Below are 17492 nucleotides of genomic sequence, written 5' to 3'. Positions count from 1 at the left end.
CCCCTCACCCTAACCCTCTCCCCGGTGGGGAGAGGGGATAGTCCTTTCACCTATGTGAGTCTTCATCAATGAGAATTAAAACAGGGTTAATGGTGGCAGCATTCGTGATGCTGGCGGGCTGTAGCGCACCCGCACAGCACGCGGCGGTGGAAACCTGCAAAGCAGAAAATCAGATGCAGCAGACCACGCTTTATTTCGGCTTAAACCGTCCTGCCGGGGCGCAAATCACAGGCAACGAATGGCAGCAGTTTGTCGACCAGGACGTGACGCCACGCTTTCGCGATGGTTTAACGGTATTTGATGCGCGCGGTCAGTGGCTGGGGAATGATGGAAAAGTGGCGCGCGAGCCGAGCAAGGCATTGATGCTGATCCACGCTAAAGACGCGCAGAGTGAGAAGAATATCGAAGCGTTGCGCGGGATCTATAAGTCACGCTTCGCGCAGGAGTCGGTGATGCGGGTCGACCAGCCGGTGTGCGTGCAGTTTTAATGAAAACGGCGGGATAACCCGCCGTTGTTGTATCGTAGGCCCGTGCAAGCGAAGCGCCGCCGGGCACAAAACTTACAGCACCAACCCCGCAAAGCTCGCCGACAGCAGGCTTACCAGCGTTGCCCCGTATACAAGGCGTAAACCAAACCGCGACACCACGTTACCCTGTTGCTCATTCAGACCTTTTATTGCCCCCGCCACAATGCCAATGGAAGCGAAGTTAGCGAACGACACCAGGAACACGGACAAAATCCCCAGCCCGCGCGGTGACATTTGATGGGCTATTTTTTGCAGCTCGATCATCGCCACAAATTCATTCGCCACCAGTTTAGTTGCCATAATGCTCCCCGCGCTTAAGGCATCGCTCAGCGGAATACCAATAAGCCACGCCAGCGGATAAAACACATAACCCAGAATCTGCTGGAAGCTCATGCCAAATATGCCGGAGAAGAGGGCGTTAATGGCGCTAATAAGGGCGATAAAGCCAATCAGCATCGCCAGAATAATCATCGCCACCTTAAAACCGGCCAGAATATACTCGCCAAGCATTTCAAAGAAGCTCTGGGATTCGTGCAGTTTTTCCAGCCTGATATCCGGCTCCGCTTCCGGGCGGGCCGGGTTAATAACCGAAAGAATAATAAAGGTGCTGAACATGTTCAGGATCAGCGCCGCGACGACAAATCTGGCGTCGAGCATAGTCATATAGGCCCCGACAATCGACAGCGAAACCGTCGACATGGCCGTGGCAGCCATCGTAAACAGACGACGCGAGGAGAGATCGCCCAGCACGCCTTTGTAGGCAATGAAGTTTTCCGACTGACCGAGGATCAGCGAACTCACCGCGTTAAAGGATTCCAGCTTGCCCATGCCGTTCAGTTTTGACAGCAGCGTCCCGATCACCCGAATAAAGATCGGCAGAATACGCCAGTGCTGAAGAATACCAATCAGCGCCGAGATAAAAATAATGGGGCAGAGCACGCCAAGGAAAATGAACGCCAGCCCTTTTTCACCCATCCCGCCAAAGACAAAATTCGTCCCTTCGGCAGCGAATTTAAGCAGCGACTCAAAGAAACCGGAAACGTATTTAATAATAAACAGGCCGCTTTCTGCGTGGAGGAAAAAGAACGCCAGCGCGATTTCGATCACGATCAGCTGTAAAACGAAACGAATACGAATTTTTCGGCGGTCGAAACTCACCAGCCAGGCGAGCGCAAGAATAATCACCAGCGCCAGCAGGAAATGGACAATTTTAAACATGGCTTATTTTCAGTTGGTTTTCGAGGCGGACATTTAGCCACAGCCCCGGTTAACCGTAAATGGGCATTTTCGTTATACCTTATAAACGTAACGGTTACTCAGGCAATTATTACTCCGCAATGCGTTTACATCTGGTCATCAAAACGCAACACATTTCGCTTGTTTTTCTTGTTGCCGTAATGATAATCACTATCACAAGAATTTACTTTTCTTTGCATCAGTTGACCGCGATAAACATTTAAGGTGTCGGCATGTTTGTTCCTTTTCTCATTATGTTACGTGAAGGCCTTGAAGCGGCCCTGATTGTTAGCCTTATCGCCAGTTATCTGAAGCGTACCCAGCGCGGACGCTGGATTGGCGTCATGTGGGTTGGGGTTTTCCTTGCTGCGGCGCTCTGCCTGGGCCTCGGTATCCTCATCAACGAAACCACCGGGGAGTTCCCGCAGAAAGAGCAGGAGCTGTTTGAAGGGATCGTCGCCGTGATTGCGGTGGTGATCCTCACCTGGATGGTGTTCTGGATGCGCAAGGTCTCCCGTAACGTGAAGGTACAGCTTGAGCAGGCGGTGGATAACGCCCTGCAAAAAGGCAACCACCACGGCTGGGCGCTGATCATGATGGTCTTTTTCGCCGTGGCGCGTGAAGGCCTGGAGTCTGTGTTCTTCCTGCTCGCGGCTTTTCAGCAGGACGTGGGCATCTGGCCGCCGCTGGGCGCGGTGCTCGGGCTGGCCACGGCGGTTGTGCTTGGCTTCCTGCTCTACTGGGGCGGCATTCGTCTTAACCTGGGCGCGTTCTTCAAGTGGACCAGCCTGTTTATTCTGCTGGTGGCCGCAGGGCTGGCGGCAGGGGCGATCCGCGCCTTCCACGAAGCGGGTCTGTGGAACCACTTCCAGGACGTGGCGTTCGATCTCAGCAACGTCCTGTCGACCCATTCACTGACCGGTACCCTGCTCGAAGGGATCTTCGGCTACCAGGAAACGCCCAGCGTCAGCGAAGTGGCGATGTACTTTATCTATCTGGTTCCGGCGCTGATCCTGTTCGCTATGCCGCCGCGTACCGGCTCGCAGACGTCGCGCGTAGCGCCGTAAGTGCTGTTTTAGTTACAACATACTTTTAAAGGGAAGAGTCATGGCCATTCAGTTCCGTCGTAGTGCGTTATGCGCAGGCATTACCGCGCTGTTCGTGTCTGCCTTCACCGCTCAGGCGGCAGATATTCCGCAGGTAAAAGTCACCGTCAACGATAAACAGTGCGAGCCGATGACCATCACGGTTAACAGCGGTAAAACGCAGTTTATTATTCAGAACCACAGCCAGAAGGCGCTGGAGTGGGAAATCCTGAAAGGGGTGATGGTGGTGGAAGAGCGCGAGAATATCGCGCCGGGCTTCAGCCAGAAGATGACCGCAAATCTTCAGCCCGGGGAATATGACATGACCTGCGGCCTGCTGACTAACCCGAAAGGTAAGCTGATCGTCAAAGGCGCAGCGACGGCGGACGCGGCCAAAGGCACGGCGCTGCTGAGCCTCGGCGACGCCATTACCGCCTATAAAGCCTACGTCACCAAAGAGACAGCGGACCTGGTGGCAGGCACCAAAGCCTTTACCGACGCGGTGAAAGCGGGCGACATCGAAAAAGCGAAATCCCTGTATGCGCCTACCCGTCAGCACTACGAGCGCATTGAGCCGATTGCCGAACTGTTCTCTGACCTCGATGGCAGCATTGACGCCCGTGAAGACGACTACGAGCAGAAGGCCGCCGATCCGAAATTCACCGGCTTCCACCGTCTGGAAAAAGTCCTGTTTGGCGATAACTCCACCAGTGGGATGGAGAAATACGCCGAGCAGCTCAACAGCGACGTGCTGGAGCTGCAAAAACGCATCAGCGAGCTGGCATTCCCACCGTCGAAAGTGGTGGGTGGCGCAGCGGGCCTGATTGAAGAAGTGGCCGCCAGCAAAATCAGCGGTGAAGAAGATCGTTACAGCCACACCGACCTGTGGGACTTCCAGGCGAACGTCGACGGCGCACAGAAAATTGTCGAGCTGCTGCGGCCTCAGCTGCAAAAAGAGAACGGCGAGCTGCTGGCGAAAGTGGATGCCAACTTTAAGAAAGTTGACGCTATCCTGGCGAAATACCGCACCAAAGACGGGTTCGAAACCTACGACAAGCTGACCGATGCTGACCGTAACGCGCTGAAAGGCCCGATAACCACCCTGGCGGAAGATCTCTCCCTGCTGCGTGGCGTACTGGGTCTGGATTAAGCGATGAACAAGCATGACGAATACGACGTGGCGGAACCTTCCCGACGTCGGTTGTTAAAAGGGGTAGGGGCGCTGGGCGGCGCGTTTGCCCTGGCGGGAGGCTGTCCGGTGGCGCATGCGGCAAAACCGCAAAGCGCCCCTGGCACGCTCTCCCCGGATGCGCGTATGGAAACGCAGCCGTTTTATGGTGAGCACCAGGCGGGGATCCTGACGCCGCAGCAGGCCTCGATGATGCTGGTGGCTTTCGATTCGCTGGCGAGTGATAAAGCCGACCTTGAGCGTCTGTTCAGGCTGTTGACCACGCGTATTGCCTTCCTCACCGCCGGCGGTCCCGCACCGGAAACACCGAATCCGCGCCTGCCGCCGATGGATTCCGGCATCCTCGGCGCGTTTATCGCTCCCGATAATCTGACCATCACCGTGTCGGTGGGGGAATCGCTGTTTGATGATCGCTACGGACTGGCGAAGCAGAAGCCGAAAGCGCTGCAAAAAATGACGCGATTCCCGAATGATTCTCTCGACGCGGCGCTGTGCCACGGCGATCTGCTGTTGCAGATCTGCGCTAATACCCAGGATACGGTGATCCATGCCCTGCGCGATATTATCAAGCACACCCCGGATCTGCTGAGCGTGCGCTGGAAGCGGGAAGGTTTTATCTCTGACCACGCCGCGCGCAGTAAAGGGAAAGAGACGCCGGTCAACCTGCTGGGCTTCAAAGACGGCACCGCCAACCCGGACAGCAGCAATACCGCGTTGATGAAGAACGTGGTATGGGTGACGGCGGATCAGGGCGAACCGGCCTGGGCGGTCGGAGGCACCTATCAGGCGGTGCGTATCATTCAGTTCCACGTGGAGTTCTGGGACCGCACGCCGCTGAAAGAGCAGCAAACTATCTTCGGTCGCGATAAGCAAACCGGCGCACCGCTCGGCATGAAGCACGAGCACGATGAACCCGACTACGCCCGCGATCCGAACGGGGATGTCATCGCGCTGGACAGCCATATTCGCCTCGCCAATCCTCGCACCAAAGAGACGCAATCCAGCCTGATGATGCGCAGGGGCTACAGCTACTCGCTGGGGGTGACCAACTCCGGTCAGCTTGATATGGGACTGCTGTTTGTCTGCTATCAGCACGATCTGGAGAAGGGATTCCTCACCGTGCAGAAGCGGCTCAACGGCGAAGCGCTGGAGGAATATATTAAGCCCATCGGCGGCGGCTATTTCTTTGCCCTGCCCGGCGCGCGTGACGCGAACGCCTGGCTCGCTCAGGGTCTGATAGAAGCCTGATAATCGTCCCTGCGACAGTTCGCGGGGACATTATTTTTTCGAAGGACTATCTTATTGTTATATTTCTGTAATATTTCTATATAAGACTGATTTTCCATGTAGGGGCAGTCCTAAAGTTGCATTCAGGTAAAATAAATGTTGCATTTATGATAATTCCTGATGTACTTAAGAGAAGACAGCGGTAGTTCCCGGCAGTGATGCTAACTCACTATGGAGATCGCGAATGGTTGCGTCCTGTACTGGACAAGGTAAACACATCAACCGCAGTACCCGGCGCGGAGGCTCAGACTCCGGCAGCGATTTCTTCACCACCAAATTCTCTCCTTCACCTCAAGAACCTTTTTCTACCGACGTGCATAACGGTGCGCGTAGCCGTTGTATATCGTCATCCGGTAATGCAAGCAATGGCTTACAAGGAAGCCAACCCTCTGATGTTCGTGCGCATAATCGTGCCGATGCTGGCGCGTGTGATGAATACCAACAACTCAAGGTGCTATCCATGGGAAGACAGAAAGCAGTGATCAAAGCTCGTCGTGAAGCAAAACGTGTGCTGAGACGGGATTCACGTAGCCATAAGCAGCGTGAAGAAGAATCGGTCACCTCGCTTGTGCAGATGAGCGGCGTAGAATCCATTGGCATGGCGCGGGACAGCCGCGATGCATCGCCAATTGTGGCGCGGAATGAAGCTCAGGCGCACTACCTGAATGCTATCGAGAGTAAACAGCTCATCTTTGCAACCGGGGAAGCCGGATGCGGGAAAACCTGGATCAGCGCCGCCAAAGCGGCGGAGGCGCTGATTCATAAGGACGTGGAAAGGATCATCGTTACCCGTCCGGTACTGCAAGCGGATGAAGATCTGGGCTTCCTGCCCGGCGATATTTCCGAGAAGTTTGCCCCGTACTTCAGGCCCGTCTATGACGTGCTGGTGAAGCGGTTGGGCGCTTCCTTTATGCAGTACTGCCTGCGACCAGAGATTGGCAAGGTGGAAATCGCGCCGTTCGCCTATATGCGCGGACGTACATTTGAAAATGCGGTCGTTATTCTTGACGAGGCTCAGAATGTGACCGCTGCGCAAATGAAGATGTTTTTAACGCGCCTCGGGGAGAACGTGACGGTTATCGTCAATGGCGATATTACCCAGTGTGACCTGCCGTCGGGCGTGAAGTCCGGCCTGAGCGATGCCATGTCACGTTTTGAGGAAGATGAGATGATAGGGGTGGTCCACTTCACAAAAGAGGACTGCGTCCGCTCAGCGCTGTGCCAACGAACGCTGGAAGTGTACTCCGACTAAGATCATTTCACATTTTAAGTCATTTCTTCCCGGCGTTATGCCGGGAAGCTTCCTTTATTCCCTCTGCACGCGTGGCTTTTTTAAATCATATTTATTTCCTATAGCATTCAACGGGATTTACGCCCCGTTTTGCGGTAATAATAATATTACTGTTAATTTGCTGCGAACGCTTTTTATACAGGTCACGGAAATGTGATATGTATTTATAATACCCACAAAATATCTATGAATATAATGATCATGCTAATTATTGGTTTAAAATTAAACGTGAATGTTGTCACAGAACATGACTAAGCAGTAAAAATTAAGTTGGTGTCTTTTGGGTAATTATCTATGTTTCGTACTTGTTCAGACAAAATTCTAAAAAGAAACTCGCCAGGGGATCGTTTCCTCTGGAACATCACGCTAAGGGTCATACATGAACGAACTGGTTAGTGCAATTAATGGTGTTATCTGGAGCCCGGCGTTAATATTTTTATGTCTGGGTGTCGGCCTCTATTTCTCGCTGCGTAGTCGCTTTCTGCAATTACGGCATATAAAACTTATGATTACCCTGATGTTTCAGGGGCGTCCTACCGAGGCAGGCGTGTCGTCGTTTCAGGCGCTGACGATGACGCTGGCGGGCCGCGTGGGGACAGGGAATATTGCCGGTGTAGCGACCGCCATTACCTTTGGTGGACCCGGTGCGCTTTTCTGGATGTGGATCGTGGCATTTTTGGGGGCAAGCTCTGCTTTTGTCGAATCCACGTTAGGTCAGGTTTATAAAGAGAAAATTAACGGCGAATATCGTGGTGGTCCTGCCTTTTATATTGAGAAAGGGTTAGGCGTGAAGTGGTACGCATGGTTATTTGCCATCGTAACGATTTTCTCCTGCGGATTATTACTGCCAGGTGTGCAGGCAAACTCTATTGGTGCGAGCCTGGATATTGCCTTTGGTCTGAGCCCAAATGTCACGGCGGCGTTACTTGCTGTGCTGTTGAGTTTTATTATTTTTGGTGGCGTAAAAAGGATTGCCAGCTTTAGCAGTATGGTGGTTCCGTTTATGGCGCTCGGCTATATTATTGTGGCGTGCGTGATTATCGCTATCAATATTGATCAGCTTCCTTCAGTTATATTGCTGATCTGGAAAAGTGCTTTTGGCCTTGAAGCTGGGTTTGGCGCTATTCTGGGCCAGGCCATCATGTGGGGCGTGAAGCGTGGCGTCTATTCCAACGAGGCGGCGCAGGGTACCGGGCCACATGCCTCCTCGGCGGCGGCCGTAAGCCATCCGGTGAAACAGGGGCTGGTTCAGGCGTTCTCCGTGTACATCGACACGCTGTTTGTCTGCTCCGCGACCGGGTTTATGCTGTTGATCACCGGGCTGTATAACGTGCAGGGCGTCGACGGCGCAGCGCTCTATACCGGAATAGCAGGCGTGGCCGCAGGACCGGGATATGTCCAGACGGCAATGGAAAGTATGATGCCGGGCTTCGGTAATTATTTTGTTGCCATCGCGCTGTTCTTCTTTGCCTTCACCACGATCATTGCTTACTACTACATCGCTGAAACGAATATCGCCTACATCAACCGTAAGATTCATCGCCCGTGGCTGACGTTCCTGCTCAAGCTGTGTCTGATGGCTTCGACGGTATATGGCACGGTACGCACCGCGGATCTGGCCTGGGGATTAGGGGATATCGGCGTAGGGCTGATGGCATGGCTCAACATTATTGCCATCGTTCTGTTGCATAAAAAAGCGTTTGCCAGCCTGAAGGATTATGAAATCCAGAATGCACAGGGGTTGGATCCACACTTTGACCCGGTTCGGCTGGGGATTAAAAATGCGGATTACTGGCTGGAGGAGCGTAAGGATGAAGCGGGTTTGAATATTGGCCAGAGACTTGCTCCCGAGGGAAAGCAACCGGCTGGAAAGCTGAATAGCTGAGGAATGGTTGAGACAGGCCCGTGCTTTTGTACGGGCTTTTTTTTGTAGGTGAGGCAGCTCGTGTCGCACCGGGGGGGATTGACTCGCTTCGCTCGCCCTGCGGGCAGCCTGTTCGCTATGCTCTCAGTCTGTCCAACTGGCTGCCGCCAGTTGTCGAACCCCAGTCGGGGGTTCTCATCCCCCCCTTTTCGGAGAATATAAAAGAAAAAAGCCCGTACTTTCGTACGAGCTCTCATCTTAAATATGGCGGTGAGGGGGGGATTCGAACCCCCGATACGTTGCCGTATACACACTTTCCAGGCGTGCTCCTTCAGCCACTCGGACACCTCACCATATTGTTTTGCTGCCTGACCGCTTGGGGGGCAACGGGGCGCTACTATAGGGAGTTGCGCTAAAACGGTCAAGCAGATTTTCAGCATTCGTGCTTGTTCGGTTAAGCCTTAATCAGCTTATGTCGCAGCGCGCAGGATTAACGCTGCGAATCGAGCACTTCGCTATTTTTCACCACGTCCTGCGCTTTGCTGTAGCTTTCGATCAGCAGCTGGTAGGCCGGGAAGATGTGTGTGTACACCTCAGCCCATTCACCCGCATCTTCACGGTTCCACGTGCGCTGAATTTCGGAAGCAACAGCAGCCGTGTCCATCGGCACCACGCCTGCCTGCACTACGCGCGCCAGGGTGATCTCCTGCGCCATTTTGCTGTAGGTGCCGGAGGCATCAATCACCGCAAACACTTTATATCCGTCCGCCACCGCGCTGATGGACGGGAAGGCCATGCAGACGCTGGTGATCGTCCCCGCGATAATCAGCGTTTTGCGCCCGGTGGCTTTCACCGCCGCCACGAACTCCGGGTTATCCCAGGCGTTGATCTCACCCTTGCGTGCCACATACTGTGCGTGCGGCGCGTTGGCGTGGATCTCCGGGATAAGCGGGCCGTTCGGTCCCTGTGGAACCGACGCCGTGGTGATCACCGGGATCTTCGCCAGCGAGGCGATTTTTGCCAGCGCTGCTGCACGGGCGCGCAGCTCAGGCATTGGCATGTCTCCTACGGTCTGGAACAGCCCGCTCTGGTGATCGATAAGCAGCATAACGGCATCGTTTACGTCAATAACGGGACGTGCACCGTTGAAGTTTGCAGGGGTAGACATAATGCGCTCCTTATTACGTTTAGATTTGGCCAAAGCGGCCGGAGTTGAAATCGCGAATAGCCTCGGCAATTTCGGTTTTACTGTTCATCACAAACGGGCCATAGCCCACGATGGGTTCATTCAGCGGCTCCCCGGCCATCAGCAGCACTTTGGCATCGCTGCTGGCTTCGAGATGCAGTTTGTCACCGCTCTGACTCAGCACGACCAGTTGCGCCTCACCGGCAGGCGTGATGCCGTTCACCGTCACGCTGCCTTCAACGACAACCAGCGCCGTGCTCCAGCCTTCGGGCTGATTGAGCGTCAGATGGCTACCCTGGCGCAGCGCGAGATCCCACACGTTCAGCGGTGAGAAGGTATGCGCCGGGCCGGTTACCTCTCCAAAACGGCCAGCAATCACGCGCAATGTTCCGCTGTTATCCGGCAGGGTGACCACCGGGATATCCGCCTGAGTGATGCTCTGGTAGCCAGGCGTCGCCATTTTGTCTTTGGCGGGCAGGTTGACCCACAGCTGCATCATTTTCAGTTCACCGCCTTTCTGCGAAAACGCGCTGGAGTGGAACTCCTCGTGCAAAATGCCTGCGCCTGCCGTCATCCACTGCACGTCGCCTGGGCCAATAACGCCGCCTCTGCCGGTGGAATCACGGTGCTCCACTTCGCCTGAGTAGACGATGGTCACCGTTTCAAAACCGCGATGAGGGTGCTCGCCCACGCCGCGTTTCGCGCCGTCCGCCGGGAAGGTATGCGGTCCGGCGTAGTCCAGCAGCAGGAACGGGCTCAGGGGCTCGCCGTGCGTCTGGTAAGAAAACATCGAACGAACCGGAAAACCGTCACCGACCCAGTGCGGACGAGGTGCGGTATACACGCCTGTTACGTTTTTCATGATTAACTCCTGATGTCCTGTTGATGGAATTAGCTTATATTCAGGGTTAATATCCCGGTAGATAGCAAAAATGACATACACTGTTCCTTAAATGGAACAATGGAGGCGTATGCAGGATCTCAATGATTTTGTATGGTTTGTGAAGGTGGTGGAGCATGGTGGCTTTGCGGCGGCGGGTCGGGCGCTCGATCAGCCTAAGTCGAAACTGAGCCGTAGGATTGCGCAGCTGGAAGAACGCCTGGGCGTTCGGTTGATCCAACGTACCACGCGGCAGTTTGCGGTGACGGAGGTGGGGCAGACGTTCTATCAGCACTGTAAAGCCATGCTGGTGGAAGCTGAAGCTGCGGAGGAGGCGGTGGCTGCTTTACAGGCTGAGCCGCGCGGTATGGTCCGGATCACCTGTCCTGTCACCTTGCTGCACGTTCACGTGGGGCCCATGCTGGCACGGTTTATGGCGCGCTATCCGGGGATCAACCTCCAGCTTGAAGCCACCAACCGCCGGGTCGATCTGGTGGCGGAGGGGGTGGATGTGGCAATCCGCGTTCGTCCTCGTCCGTTTGATGACAGCGATTTAGTATTAAGGGTGCTGGCGGACAGGGGTCACTGTCTGGTTGCCGGGCCGGCACTGATTGAACGGATGGGCAACCCGGCGATGCCCTCTGAACTCAGCGAGTGGCCGGGGTTAAGTATGGGGGCGGGCAAGCACCTGCATAAGTGGGAGTTGAGCGGGCCGGAGGGCGCAAAGGCAGAAATTCACTTCACGCCGCGCCTGGTGACTACCGACATGCTGGCGCTGCGGGAGGCGGCGATGGCGGGCGTGGGCGTGGTACAGCTGCCCATTTTGATGGTGAAGGATCAGCTGGCTTCAGGTGAACTTGTTCGGGTGTTGAATGCCTGGGAACCCAGACGGGAAGTGATCCACGCGGTGTATCCATCCCGGCGCGGCCTGCTGCCATCGGTCAGGACGCTGGTGGATTTTCTCACCGAAGAGTATGCAAAGATGGTTGAAGACTAGCTTTTTGTAGGTCGGGTAAGCGTAGCGCCACCCGACATAAAGAACGCAGGGAGCGAATCTCCTTACGGAGAATATAAAAGAAAAAAGCCCGTACTTTCGTACGAGCTCTTGTCTTGAATATGGCGGTGAGGGGGGGATTCGAACCCCCGATACGTTGCCGTATACACACTTTCCAGGCGTGCTCCTTCAGCCACTCGGACACCTCACCATATTGTCATCCCGTTGTTGTCGGGACGGGCGCTAATGTAAGGAAAAGCCGTACTGCCGTCAACCCACTTTTTCAGTAATTTAGCGTGTTTAGACAAACTTCAGGCAACCTGATTCCGAAATGTGCGAAATGCGCCTCTTTTATCAGCAACGCGGTTTAGCGATAAATTTGTTATGCTGGCAAGCCAGTTGAAAATGAAAATAAAACAGCGCAATAAAAGGCAATGACTATGGATATTATCTTCTATCACCCCACTTTTGATACGGCTTACTGGATTAACGCGCTCACGGCGGCACTGCCTGGCGCACGCGTTCGCGAATGGAAACAGGGCGATAATGAACATGCCGACTACGCGCTGGTCTGGCATCCCCCGGTCGAAATGCTTCAGGGACGCCGTTTGAAGGCGGTGTTTGCTCTTGGTGCGGGTGTGGATTCCATTCTCAGTAAGCTGAAGGCACACCCTGAAATGCTGCCGGAGGATATTCCCCTGTTTCGTCTGGAAGATACCGGTATGGGGCAGCAGATGCAGGAATATGCCGTGAGCCAGGTGCTGCACTGGTTCCGCCGTTTCGACGATTATCAGGCGTTTAAACAGCAATCCCACTGGGAACCGCTTCCGGATTATCAGCATGAAGATTTCACCATCGGCATCCTCGGCGCGGGTGTACTGGGTTCGAAAGTCGCCGAAGCGCTCGCGCCGTGGGGCTTCCCACTGCGCTGCTGGAGCCGGAGCCGTAAGGATTATCCAGGCGTCGAGAGCTTTGCCGGAACGGACGAACTCCCGGCGTTCCTGAAAGGGACTCGCGTCCTTATTAACCTGCTGCCGAATACGGCGGAAACGGTCGGCATTATCAATGGCACGCTCCTCAACCAGTTGGCAGAAGACAGCTACTTAATGAACCTGGCGCGCGGGGTACACGTTGTGGAAGACGATCTGCTGAAAGCGCTGGATAGCGGTAAACTGAAAGGCGCAATGCTGGATGTGTATAGCCGCGAACCGCTGCCAAAAGACAGCCCGCTCTGGGCACATCCGCGCGTGGCGATGACGCCTCATATTGCGGCCGTGACGCGACCGGCGGAGGCCGTGGCGTACATCTCGCATACCATCAGCGAAATAGAGAAGGGCAACGCGGTGACCGGACAGGTCGACAGACAGCGAGGCTACTGAGAGAAACCCGGCGTTCGCCGGGTTTTTGCTAATATTCGCCGCTGATAACTGCTATCCTTTGGAAAAACCGCAGAGGAGAGAAAGATGTATCCCGTTGACCTGCATATGCACACCGTCGCCAGTACCCACGCTTACAGTAACCTCCATGATTATATCGCTCAGGCGAAGCTGAAAGGCATTAAACTGTTTGCGATAACCGATCACGGTCCGGATATGGCGGATGCGCCGCACTACTGGCATTTTGTGAATATGCGTATCTGGCCACGCCTGGTGGACGGTATCGGGATACTGCGCGGCATCGAAGCGAACATCAAAAATACTGACGGTGAGATTGACTGCACCGGCCCGATGCTGACCTCGTTAGATCTGATCCTCGCCGGCTTCCACGAGCCGGTCTTTGCGCCCCAGGATAAAGAGACCAACACCGCAGCGATGATTGCCACTATTGCCAGCGGCAACGTGCACATTATCAGCCACCCGGGAAATCCGAAATACCCGATTGATATTCAGGCCGTGGCGCAGGTGGCAGCGAAGCACCGCGTGGCGCTGGAGATTAACAACTCCTCCTTTGTTCACTCGCGTAAGGGCAGTGAAGCCAACTGCCGCGAAGTGGCGGCGGCCGTGCGTGACGCGGGCGGCATGGTGGCGCTGGGCTCTGATTCACACATGGCCTTCACGCTGGGTGATTTCAGCGAGTGCCTGAAAATATTGCGGGACGTGAATTTCCCGGAAGAACAGATCCTGAACGTAACGCCGCGTCGTATGCTCGACTTCCTTGAGTCGCGCGGCATGGCGCCGATTGATGAATTTGCCGATCTTTAATTAATAACGGAATAAAAACATGAATGAGTTTTCCATCCTTTGCCGCGTGCTGGGCACCTTATATTACCGCCAGCCGCAGGATCCGCTGCTGGTTCCGCTGTTTACCCTGATTCGTGAAGGTAAACTGGCGCAGAGCTGGCCGCTGGAACAGGATGAGTTGCTGGAACGCTTGCAAAAAAGCTGCGATATGCAGCAGATTTCAACGGATTACAACGCGCTGTTTGTGGGGGAAGAGTGTCGCGTGTCGCCGTATCGTTCTGCCTGGCAGGAAGGTGCGACCGAAGCGGAAGTTCGGGCGTTTCTTTCAGAACGCGGCATGCCGCTGACGGATATGCCTGCCGATCATATCGGTACCCTGCTGCTGGCGGCCTCCTGGATTGAAGATAATGCAGGTGATGATGAGAACGAGGCGATTGAAACCCTGTTCGAAACGTATTTGCTTCCGTGGGTTGGCACCTTCCTGGGTAAAGTTGAAGCCCATGCCACCTCGCCGTTCTGGAGAGCGCTGGCTCCGCTGACGCGTGACGCCATCGCTGCCATGTGGGACGAGCTGGAAGAAGAGAACGAAGAGTGATTTGAATCACAAAAATCCTGCAACGATACATTTCAACTTGCACGTAATGTGCTTCTGATCTCATTTCTATGGTGCGCATCTGCTAAGATGCGCACCATGAACATACTACTTTGTATTGCAATCACGACTGGCATCCTCTCCGGCCTCTGGGGTTGGGTGGCTGTCTCTCTCGGCTTGTTGAGCTGGGCTGGTTTTCTTGGCTGCACGGCCTATTTCGCCTGCCCGCAGGGTGGTCTCAAAGGGCTCTTCATCTCCGGCTGTACTCTGATGAGCGGTGTGATTTGGGCGCTGGTCATTATGAAAGGCAGCGCGCTGGCGCCGCAGGTGGAAATCCTGGGGTACGCCATCACCGGCATTGTGGCCTTCCTGATGTGCGTTCAGGCAAAACATCTGCTGTTGTCCTTTGTGCCCGGCACGTTCATGGGTGCCTGCGCGACCTTTGCGGGGCAGGGGGACTGGAAGCTGGTGGTCCCTTCGCTCATGCTGGGGTTACTGTTTGGCTACGCCATGAAGAACAGCGGCCTCTGGCTTGCGGCCCGACGCGAGAAGAGCCAGAGCGTTCCTGCGGTAAGTAAATAAAAAAAGGCGAGACGGAAATCTCGCCTTTTTTATGCGCCGCCGATTATGACTCCGGCGGCACCGACATCTCACGGTATTTCACCAGCACCGCATTACTCACGTCACTTTTATTCTGAAGATCCCACAAGCCGCGATCGATACCGTCATTAATCAGGAAAATCACGCCGGTTTCGATGGCCGACATCAGACACAGCATGACCGGCTCGTTAGAGGTATAGCCAATTTCACCCTCCAGCAGACGCTGGTAATCGATAAAGCGGAACACCCCGGCCTGCACTTCATAAGAGAGAATCGTTTTGCTGGTGGTCACGGAGGATAATATCTCACCCGTGCTCACGTTAACCACGCGCAGGTTGACGGCAATCTGATCCAGCTGATACTGCGTGTCGGCCCCGATGCCAAAGTAACGCGCACCCGCGCCGCCCGATTTCACGTTACTTTCGTAGCCGATAATCGAGCCTTCCACCATGATATTGGCTGCGGTGAGAGACTGTAGCGGCATGCGGTTATTGACGCCAACGGTACCATTCTCCTGCGCGGCACGAATGATTTTTCGTTCGTTAAGCAGGTTTTGCAGCCCCTGACGTTCCAGCGGGATAAACCAGCGAGAATCTTTCAGGGCGGTGACCAGCATCGCGGTGGCGCTCTGCGGTACGGCCGTCGAGAAGTTACTGGCCGGATACGGTTTGAACTGGCCCGTCTCATCCTGAATGTTATAGACCGAGACGAATATCTTCCCGGTAGGGACCGGCAGATGCGTCAGATCCCGGTAGCTCTGGGCACGAGGCATCAGGGTGGGTTTAGCGGCTTCTTTTGGCGGGGCAGTTAAACAACCGCTTAATAAGCACACTGCAACTAAAATAAAAAAGCGCTGCATAATAATTGTCCTTATTTCGGGGTTGTTTAGAAATCAGTTGAACTGGTCTGCAAACCGGAAACCTGGATTGTCGACGTTTTACCGGTTTTTCGGTCTGTCACATTTAACTGAAGCTGCCCGTCTTTATTGGCAATATCGACGATAAAGTCGTTAGTGACCATCCGGCCGGGTTTTCCGGTATTAATGTTGGTTAATAAGCCACCTAATATTTGCGACTGGATGGCCTGAGTGAAATTATCCAGGGCCGACGGGGTCTCGATACCGAAATCATCGTCATAGCTGGGGTCTTTATAAGAGTTTTGAGCCTGAGCCTGGTTAAGCATAAAGGCTCCGTTATTCGGGTTGCCGCCAAAATTAGGGTTGCGGAACTGGAATGTCATATTTCCGGCCCAGCTCAACGGCGCAATGAGCATTAACGAAATCACTGTGTGTGCGAGACGCATTACAGCCTCCGAAATAGGTGTCGTTGCTAGAACTCATCTTTTGCTAAATCGCCTGTGCTCAAAAGGGCTTTGTCTAACTGTAGGCGGTTAATAGCTTCTTCTGTTTGTGCCAGCGCGAAAGCGACGTTCTGATCGAAGTCTCTTTTCGTTGGGAATAAAAAAGTCTGGTAAATAACGTCCTGATTAGCGGTTATTGTGATCCAGCTTCCCCACCGCGCACTGGGCCGTTCGTTGATGGTTAAGTTACCCGGATAATCGCTTTCCCACTTATCGCTGAAGGCACGATAAAAATCGTGTCCGACAGAGGTGACGGTGTGGTCGGTCAACAGTCCGGGAACTTCCACCTCAACAGCCTGAAGGTTTCCGGCAGCAAGCATAATGCCTGCTGCGGCAATCCAACTTAGGGTGCGTTTCATGCTATTAACGCCTGAGGTTATCGTTTGCCCACGACACCGCCTGCGTGCGATTTTTAACAGCTATCTTTTTGAAAAGATTATAAAGATGCGTCTTAACCGTATTTTCGCTGATAAATAACGAACGGGCGATTTCAATATTTGAAGCACCAATACGCAGTTTGTTCAGGATCTCTTTCTCACGGTGCGTCAAAAGTGCAGATTCTGAACTGTTATAGCGATAATTTCCGGAGTGGGTAATGAGGTAGCTGGCCAGTTTTTGCGAGAAATAACACTCCCCCCGCAATATGCCCTGCAAACCCTCCACGACACGGTTTTCTTCTTCAGTGACGTAAAACACGCCGTTAATATGCGGCCAGCTCTCAATATCGCGGAAAGGATACTCATCAGGCGTATTTAATAACAATACGCGGATATTATTGTTTTTCCTGCTTAAATTATCCTGCCAGTAATGGACCAGTTTTTTATCCGCTTCCATCATATCGAGAAGAATGATGCTGCCAGGAGCGATATCATCAAAAGAACGTTGAATATTATGCAGTTTCCCGTTAAGCGAGAGGCATTGTTTTAAATGCTGCAATAACGCTGTCGCTTGTAGGGAAGGTTTTGTGATCAACAATAATGTATGACCGGGTAAGCTATGGACTTCATTAAACATGATGAAACCCCACGTTATTTATGACACCCGGCAGCTGCCCTCGTATTATTGAAAAAGGCACCAGAAGTACTGACAGGTGTGGCACTGCTGTGTGTAGTTAAAAAACCTTCCTCCAAAGGAGGCGGTAAAATTAAAAACAAATAACGTACTGCTGTTTTCAATCTAGCTATTGCAAACTTTAAAGCAAGTGTTAATCATGTAACAGAAT

The 17492-nt window shown here is 53.8% G+C and carries 18 protein-coding genes and 2 tRNA genes; 11 read left to right on the top strand and 9 right to left on the bottom strand.

Annotation, left to right across the window (positions count from 1 at the left end):
- Positions 1 to 68: 68 nt before the first annotated feature.
- Entirely contained in the window at positions 69 to 488 is a 420-nt protein-coding gene (locus O1722_RS14755; protein WP_033487255.1) for a DUF3574 domain-containing protein, read from the top strand.
- Positions 489 to 560: 72 nt separating this feature from the next.
- Here the strand turns inward: O1722_RS14755 and O1722_RS14750 are convergent, their stop codons facing one another.
- Positions 561 to 1745, bottom strand: a complete 1185-nt coding sequence (locus O1722_RS14750) for a NupC/NupG family nucleoside CNT transporter (RefSeq protein WP_017384766.1) — start codon at positions 1743 to 1745, stop codon at positions 561 to 563.
- 251 nt (positions 1746 to 1996) lie between these two features.
- Here O1722_RS14750 and efeU point away from each other — a divergent pair, with 251 nt between their 5' ends.
- The 5 genes from efeU to O1722_RS14725 all read left to right on the top strand — a co-directional run bounded on the left by efeU (position 1997) and on the right by O1722_RS14725 (position 8500).
- Positions 1997 to 2830 carry an iron uptake transporter permease EfeU gene (gene efeU, locus O1722_RS14745; protein ID WP_017384765.1) on the top strand — a complete coding sequence of 278 codons (834 nt, stop codon included), beginning with the start codon at positions 1997 to 1999 and terminating at the stop codon, positions 2828 to 2830.
- A 40-nt stretch (positions 2831 to 2870) separates the two neighbouring features.
- Positions 2871 to 3998, top strand: coding sequence for an iron uptake system protein EfeO (efeO, locus tag O1722_RS14740; RefSeq protein ID WP_033487253.1), 1128 nt, complete (start codon positions 2871 to 2873; stop codon positions 3996 to 3998).
- 3 nt (positions 3999 to 4001) lie between these two features.
- Positions 4002 to 5285 (top strand): iron uptake transporter deferrochelatase/peroxidase subunit, encoded by a 1284-nt coding sequence (gene efeB, locus O1722_RS14735; protein ID WP_023296295.1) that lies wholly within the window; start codon positions 4002 to 4004, stop codon positions 5283 to 5285.
- A 499-nt stretch (positions 5286 to 5784) separates the two neighbouring features.
- On the top strand, positions 5785 to 6576 hold the full coding sequence (phoH, locus tag O1722_RS14730) for a phosphate starvation-inducible protein PhoH (RefSeq protein ID WP_033487252.1): 792 nt from the start codon (positions 5785 to 5787) through the stop codon (positions 6574 to 6576).
- Between the two features lie 418 nt (positions 6577 to 6994).
- On the top strand, positions 6995 to 8500 hold the full coding sequence (locus tag O1722_RS14725) for an alanine/glycine:cation symporter family protein (protein WP_017384761.1): 1506 nt from the start codon (positions 6995 to 6997) through the stop codon (positions 8498 to 8500).
- 244 nt (positions 8501 to 8744) lie between these two features.
- On the opposite strand, the gene O1722_RS14720 is transcribed toward O1722_RS14725, so the two are convergent.
- The 3 genes from O1722_RS14720 to O1722_RS14710 all read right to left on the bottom strand — a co-directional run bounded on the left by O1722_RS14720 (position 8745) and on the right by O1722_RS14710 (position 10527).
- Positions 8745 to 8832, bottom strand: a tRNA-Ser gene (locus O1722_RS14720).
- Between the two features lie 137 nt (positions 8833 to 8969).
- A complete protein-coding gene (locus O1722_RS14715; RefSeq protein ID WP_003858068.1) occupies positions 8970 to 9647 on the bottom strand; it encodes an isochorismatase family protein in 678 nt (225 codons plus the stop codon).
- A 19-nt stretch (positions 9648 to 9666) separates the two neighbouring features.
- A complete protein-coding gene (locus O1722_RS14710; RefSeq protein WP_033487251.1) occupies positions 9667 to 10527 on the bottom strand; it encodes a pirin family protein in 861 nt (286 codons plus the stop codon).
- Between the two features lie 109 nt (positions 10528 to 10636).
- Between O1722_RS14710 and O1722_RS14705 the strand changes: the two genes are divergently transcribed.
- Positions 10637 to 11542, top strand: coding sequence for a LysR family transcriptional regulator (locus O1722_RS14705; RefSeq protein ID WP_017384759.1), 906 nt, complete (start codon positions 10637 to 10639; stop codon positions 11540 to 11542).
- 120 nt (positions 11543 to 11662) lie between these two features.
- Here the strand turns inward: O1722_RS14705 and O1722_RS14700 are convergent.
- Positions 11663 to 11750, bottom strand: a tRNA-Ser gene (locus tag O1722_RS14700).
- 229 nt (positions 11751 to 11979) lie between these two features.
- On the opposite strand from O1722_RS14700, the gene ghrA reads away from it, so the two are divergent.
- The 4 genes from ghrA to O1722_RS14680 all read left to right on the top strand — a co-directional run bounded on the left by ghrA (position 11980) and on the right by O1722_RS14680 (position 14893).
- Positions 11980 to 12918: a glyoxylate/hydroxypyruvate reductase GhrA gene (gene ghrA, locus O1722_RS14695; protein ID WP_032670148.1), complete on the top strand. Its 939-nt coding sequence runs from the start codon at positions 11980 to 11982 to the stop codon at positions 12916 to 12918.
- A gap of 84 nt (positions 12919 to 13002) precedes the next feature.
- Positions 13003 to 13740 (top strand): phosphatase, encoded by a 738-nt coding sequence (locus tag O1722_RS14690; RefSeq protein WP_033487250.1) that lies wholly within the window; start codon positions 13003 to 13005, stop codon positions 13738 to 13740.
- A 19-nt stretch (positions 13741 to 13759) separates the two neighbouring features.
- A complete protein-coding gene (locus tag O1722_RS14685) occupies positions 13760 to 14314 on the top strand; it encodes a TorD/DmsD family molecular chaperone (RefSeq protein ID WP_017693653.1) in 555 nt (184 codons plus the stop codon).
- A gap of 96 nt (positions 14315 to 14410) precedes the next feature.
- Positions 14411 to 14893: a DUF1097 domain-containing protein gene (locus tag O1722_RS14680; RefSeq protein WP_072203222.1), complete on the top strand. Its 483-nt coding sequence runs from the start codon at positions 14411 to 14413 to the stop codon at positions 14891 to 14893.
- A 43-nt stretch (positions 14894 to 14936) separates the two neighbouring features.
- On the opposite strand, the gene csgG is transcribed toward O1722_RS14680, so the two are convergent.
- The 4 genes from csgG to csgD are packed head-to-tail and all read right to left on the bottom strand — an operon-like array spanning position 14937 to position 17284.
- Positions 14937 to 15770 carry a curli production assembly/transport protein CsgG gene (csgG, locus tag O1722_RS14675; protein ID WP_003858055.1) on the bottom strand — a complete coding sequence of 278 codons (834 nt, stop codon included), beginning with the start codon at positions 15768 to 15770 and terminating at the stop codon, positions 14937 to 14939.
- A gap of 26 nt (positions 15771 to 15796) precedes the next feature.
- Complete coding sequence (gene csgF / locus O1722_RS14670; RefSeq protein ID WP_003858054.1) at positions 15797 to 16213, bottom strand: curli production assembly/transport protein CsgF; 417 nt, start codon at positions 16211 to 16213, stop codon at positions 15797 to 15799.
- A 26-nt stretch (positions 16214 to 16239) separates the two neighbouring features.
- A complete protein-coding gene (gene csgE, locus O1722_RS14665) occupies positions 16240 to 16629 on the bottom strand; it encodes a curli production assembly/transport protein CsgE (protein WP_003858052.1) in 390 nt (129 codons plus the stop codon).
- Positions 16630 to 16633: 4 nt separating this feature from the next.
- Entirely contained in the window at positions 16634 to 17284 is a 651-nt protein-coding gene (gene csgD / locus O1722_RS14660) for a biofilm master transcriptional regulator CsgD (RefSeq protein ID WP_017384754.1), read from the bottom strand.
- Positions 17285 to 17492 lie beyond the last annotated feature (208 nt).

The sequence above is a fragment of the Enterobacter cloacae complex sp. HYC003_NIDB genome, assembly GCF_056673375.1.
Note: the sequence above shows the minus strand (reverse complement) of the source record. Positions and strands in the feature narration are given on the sequence as shown.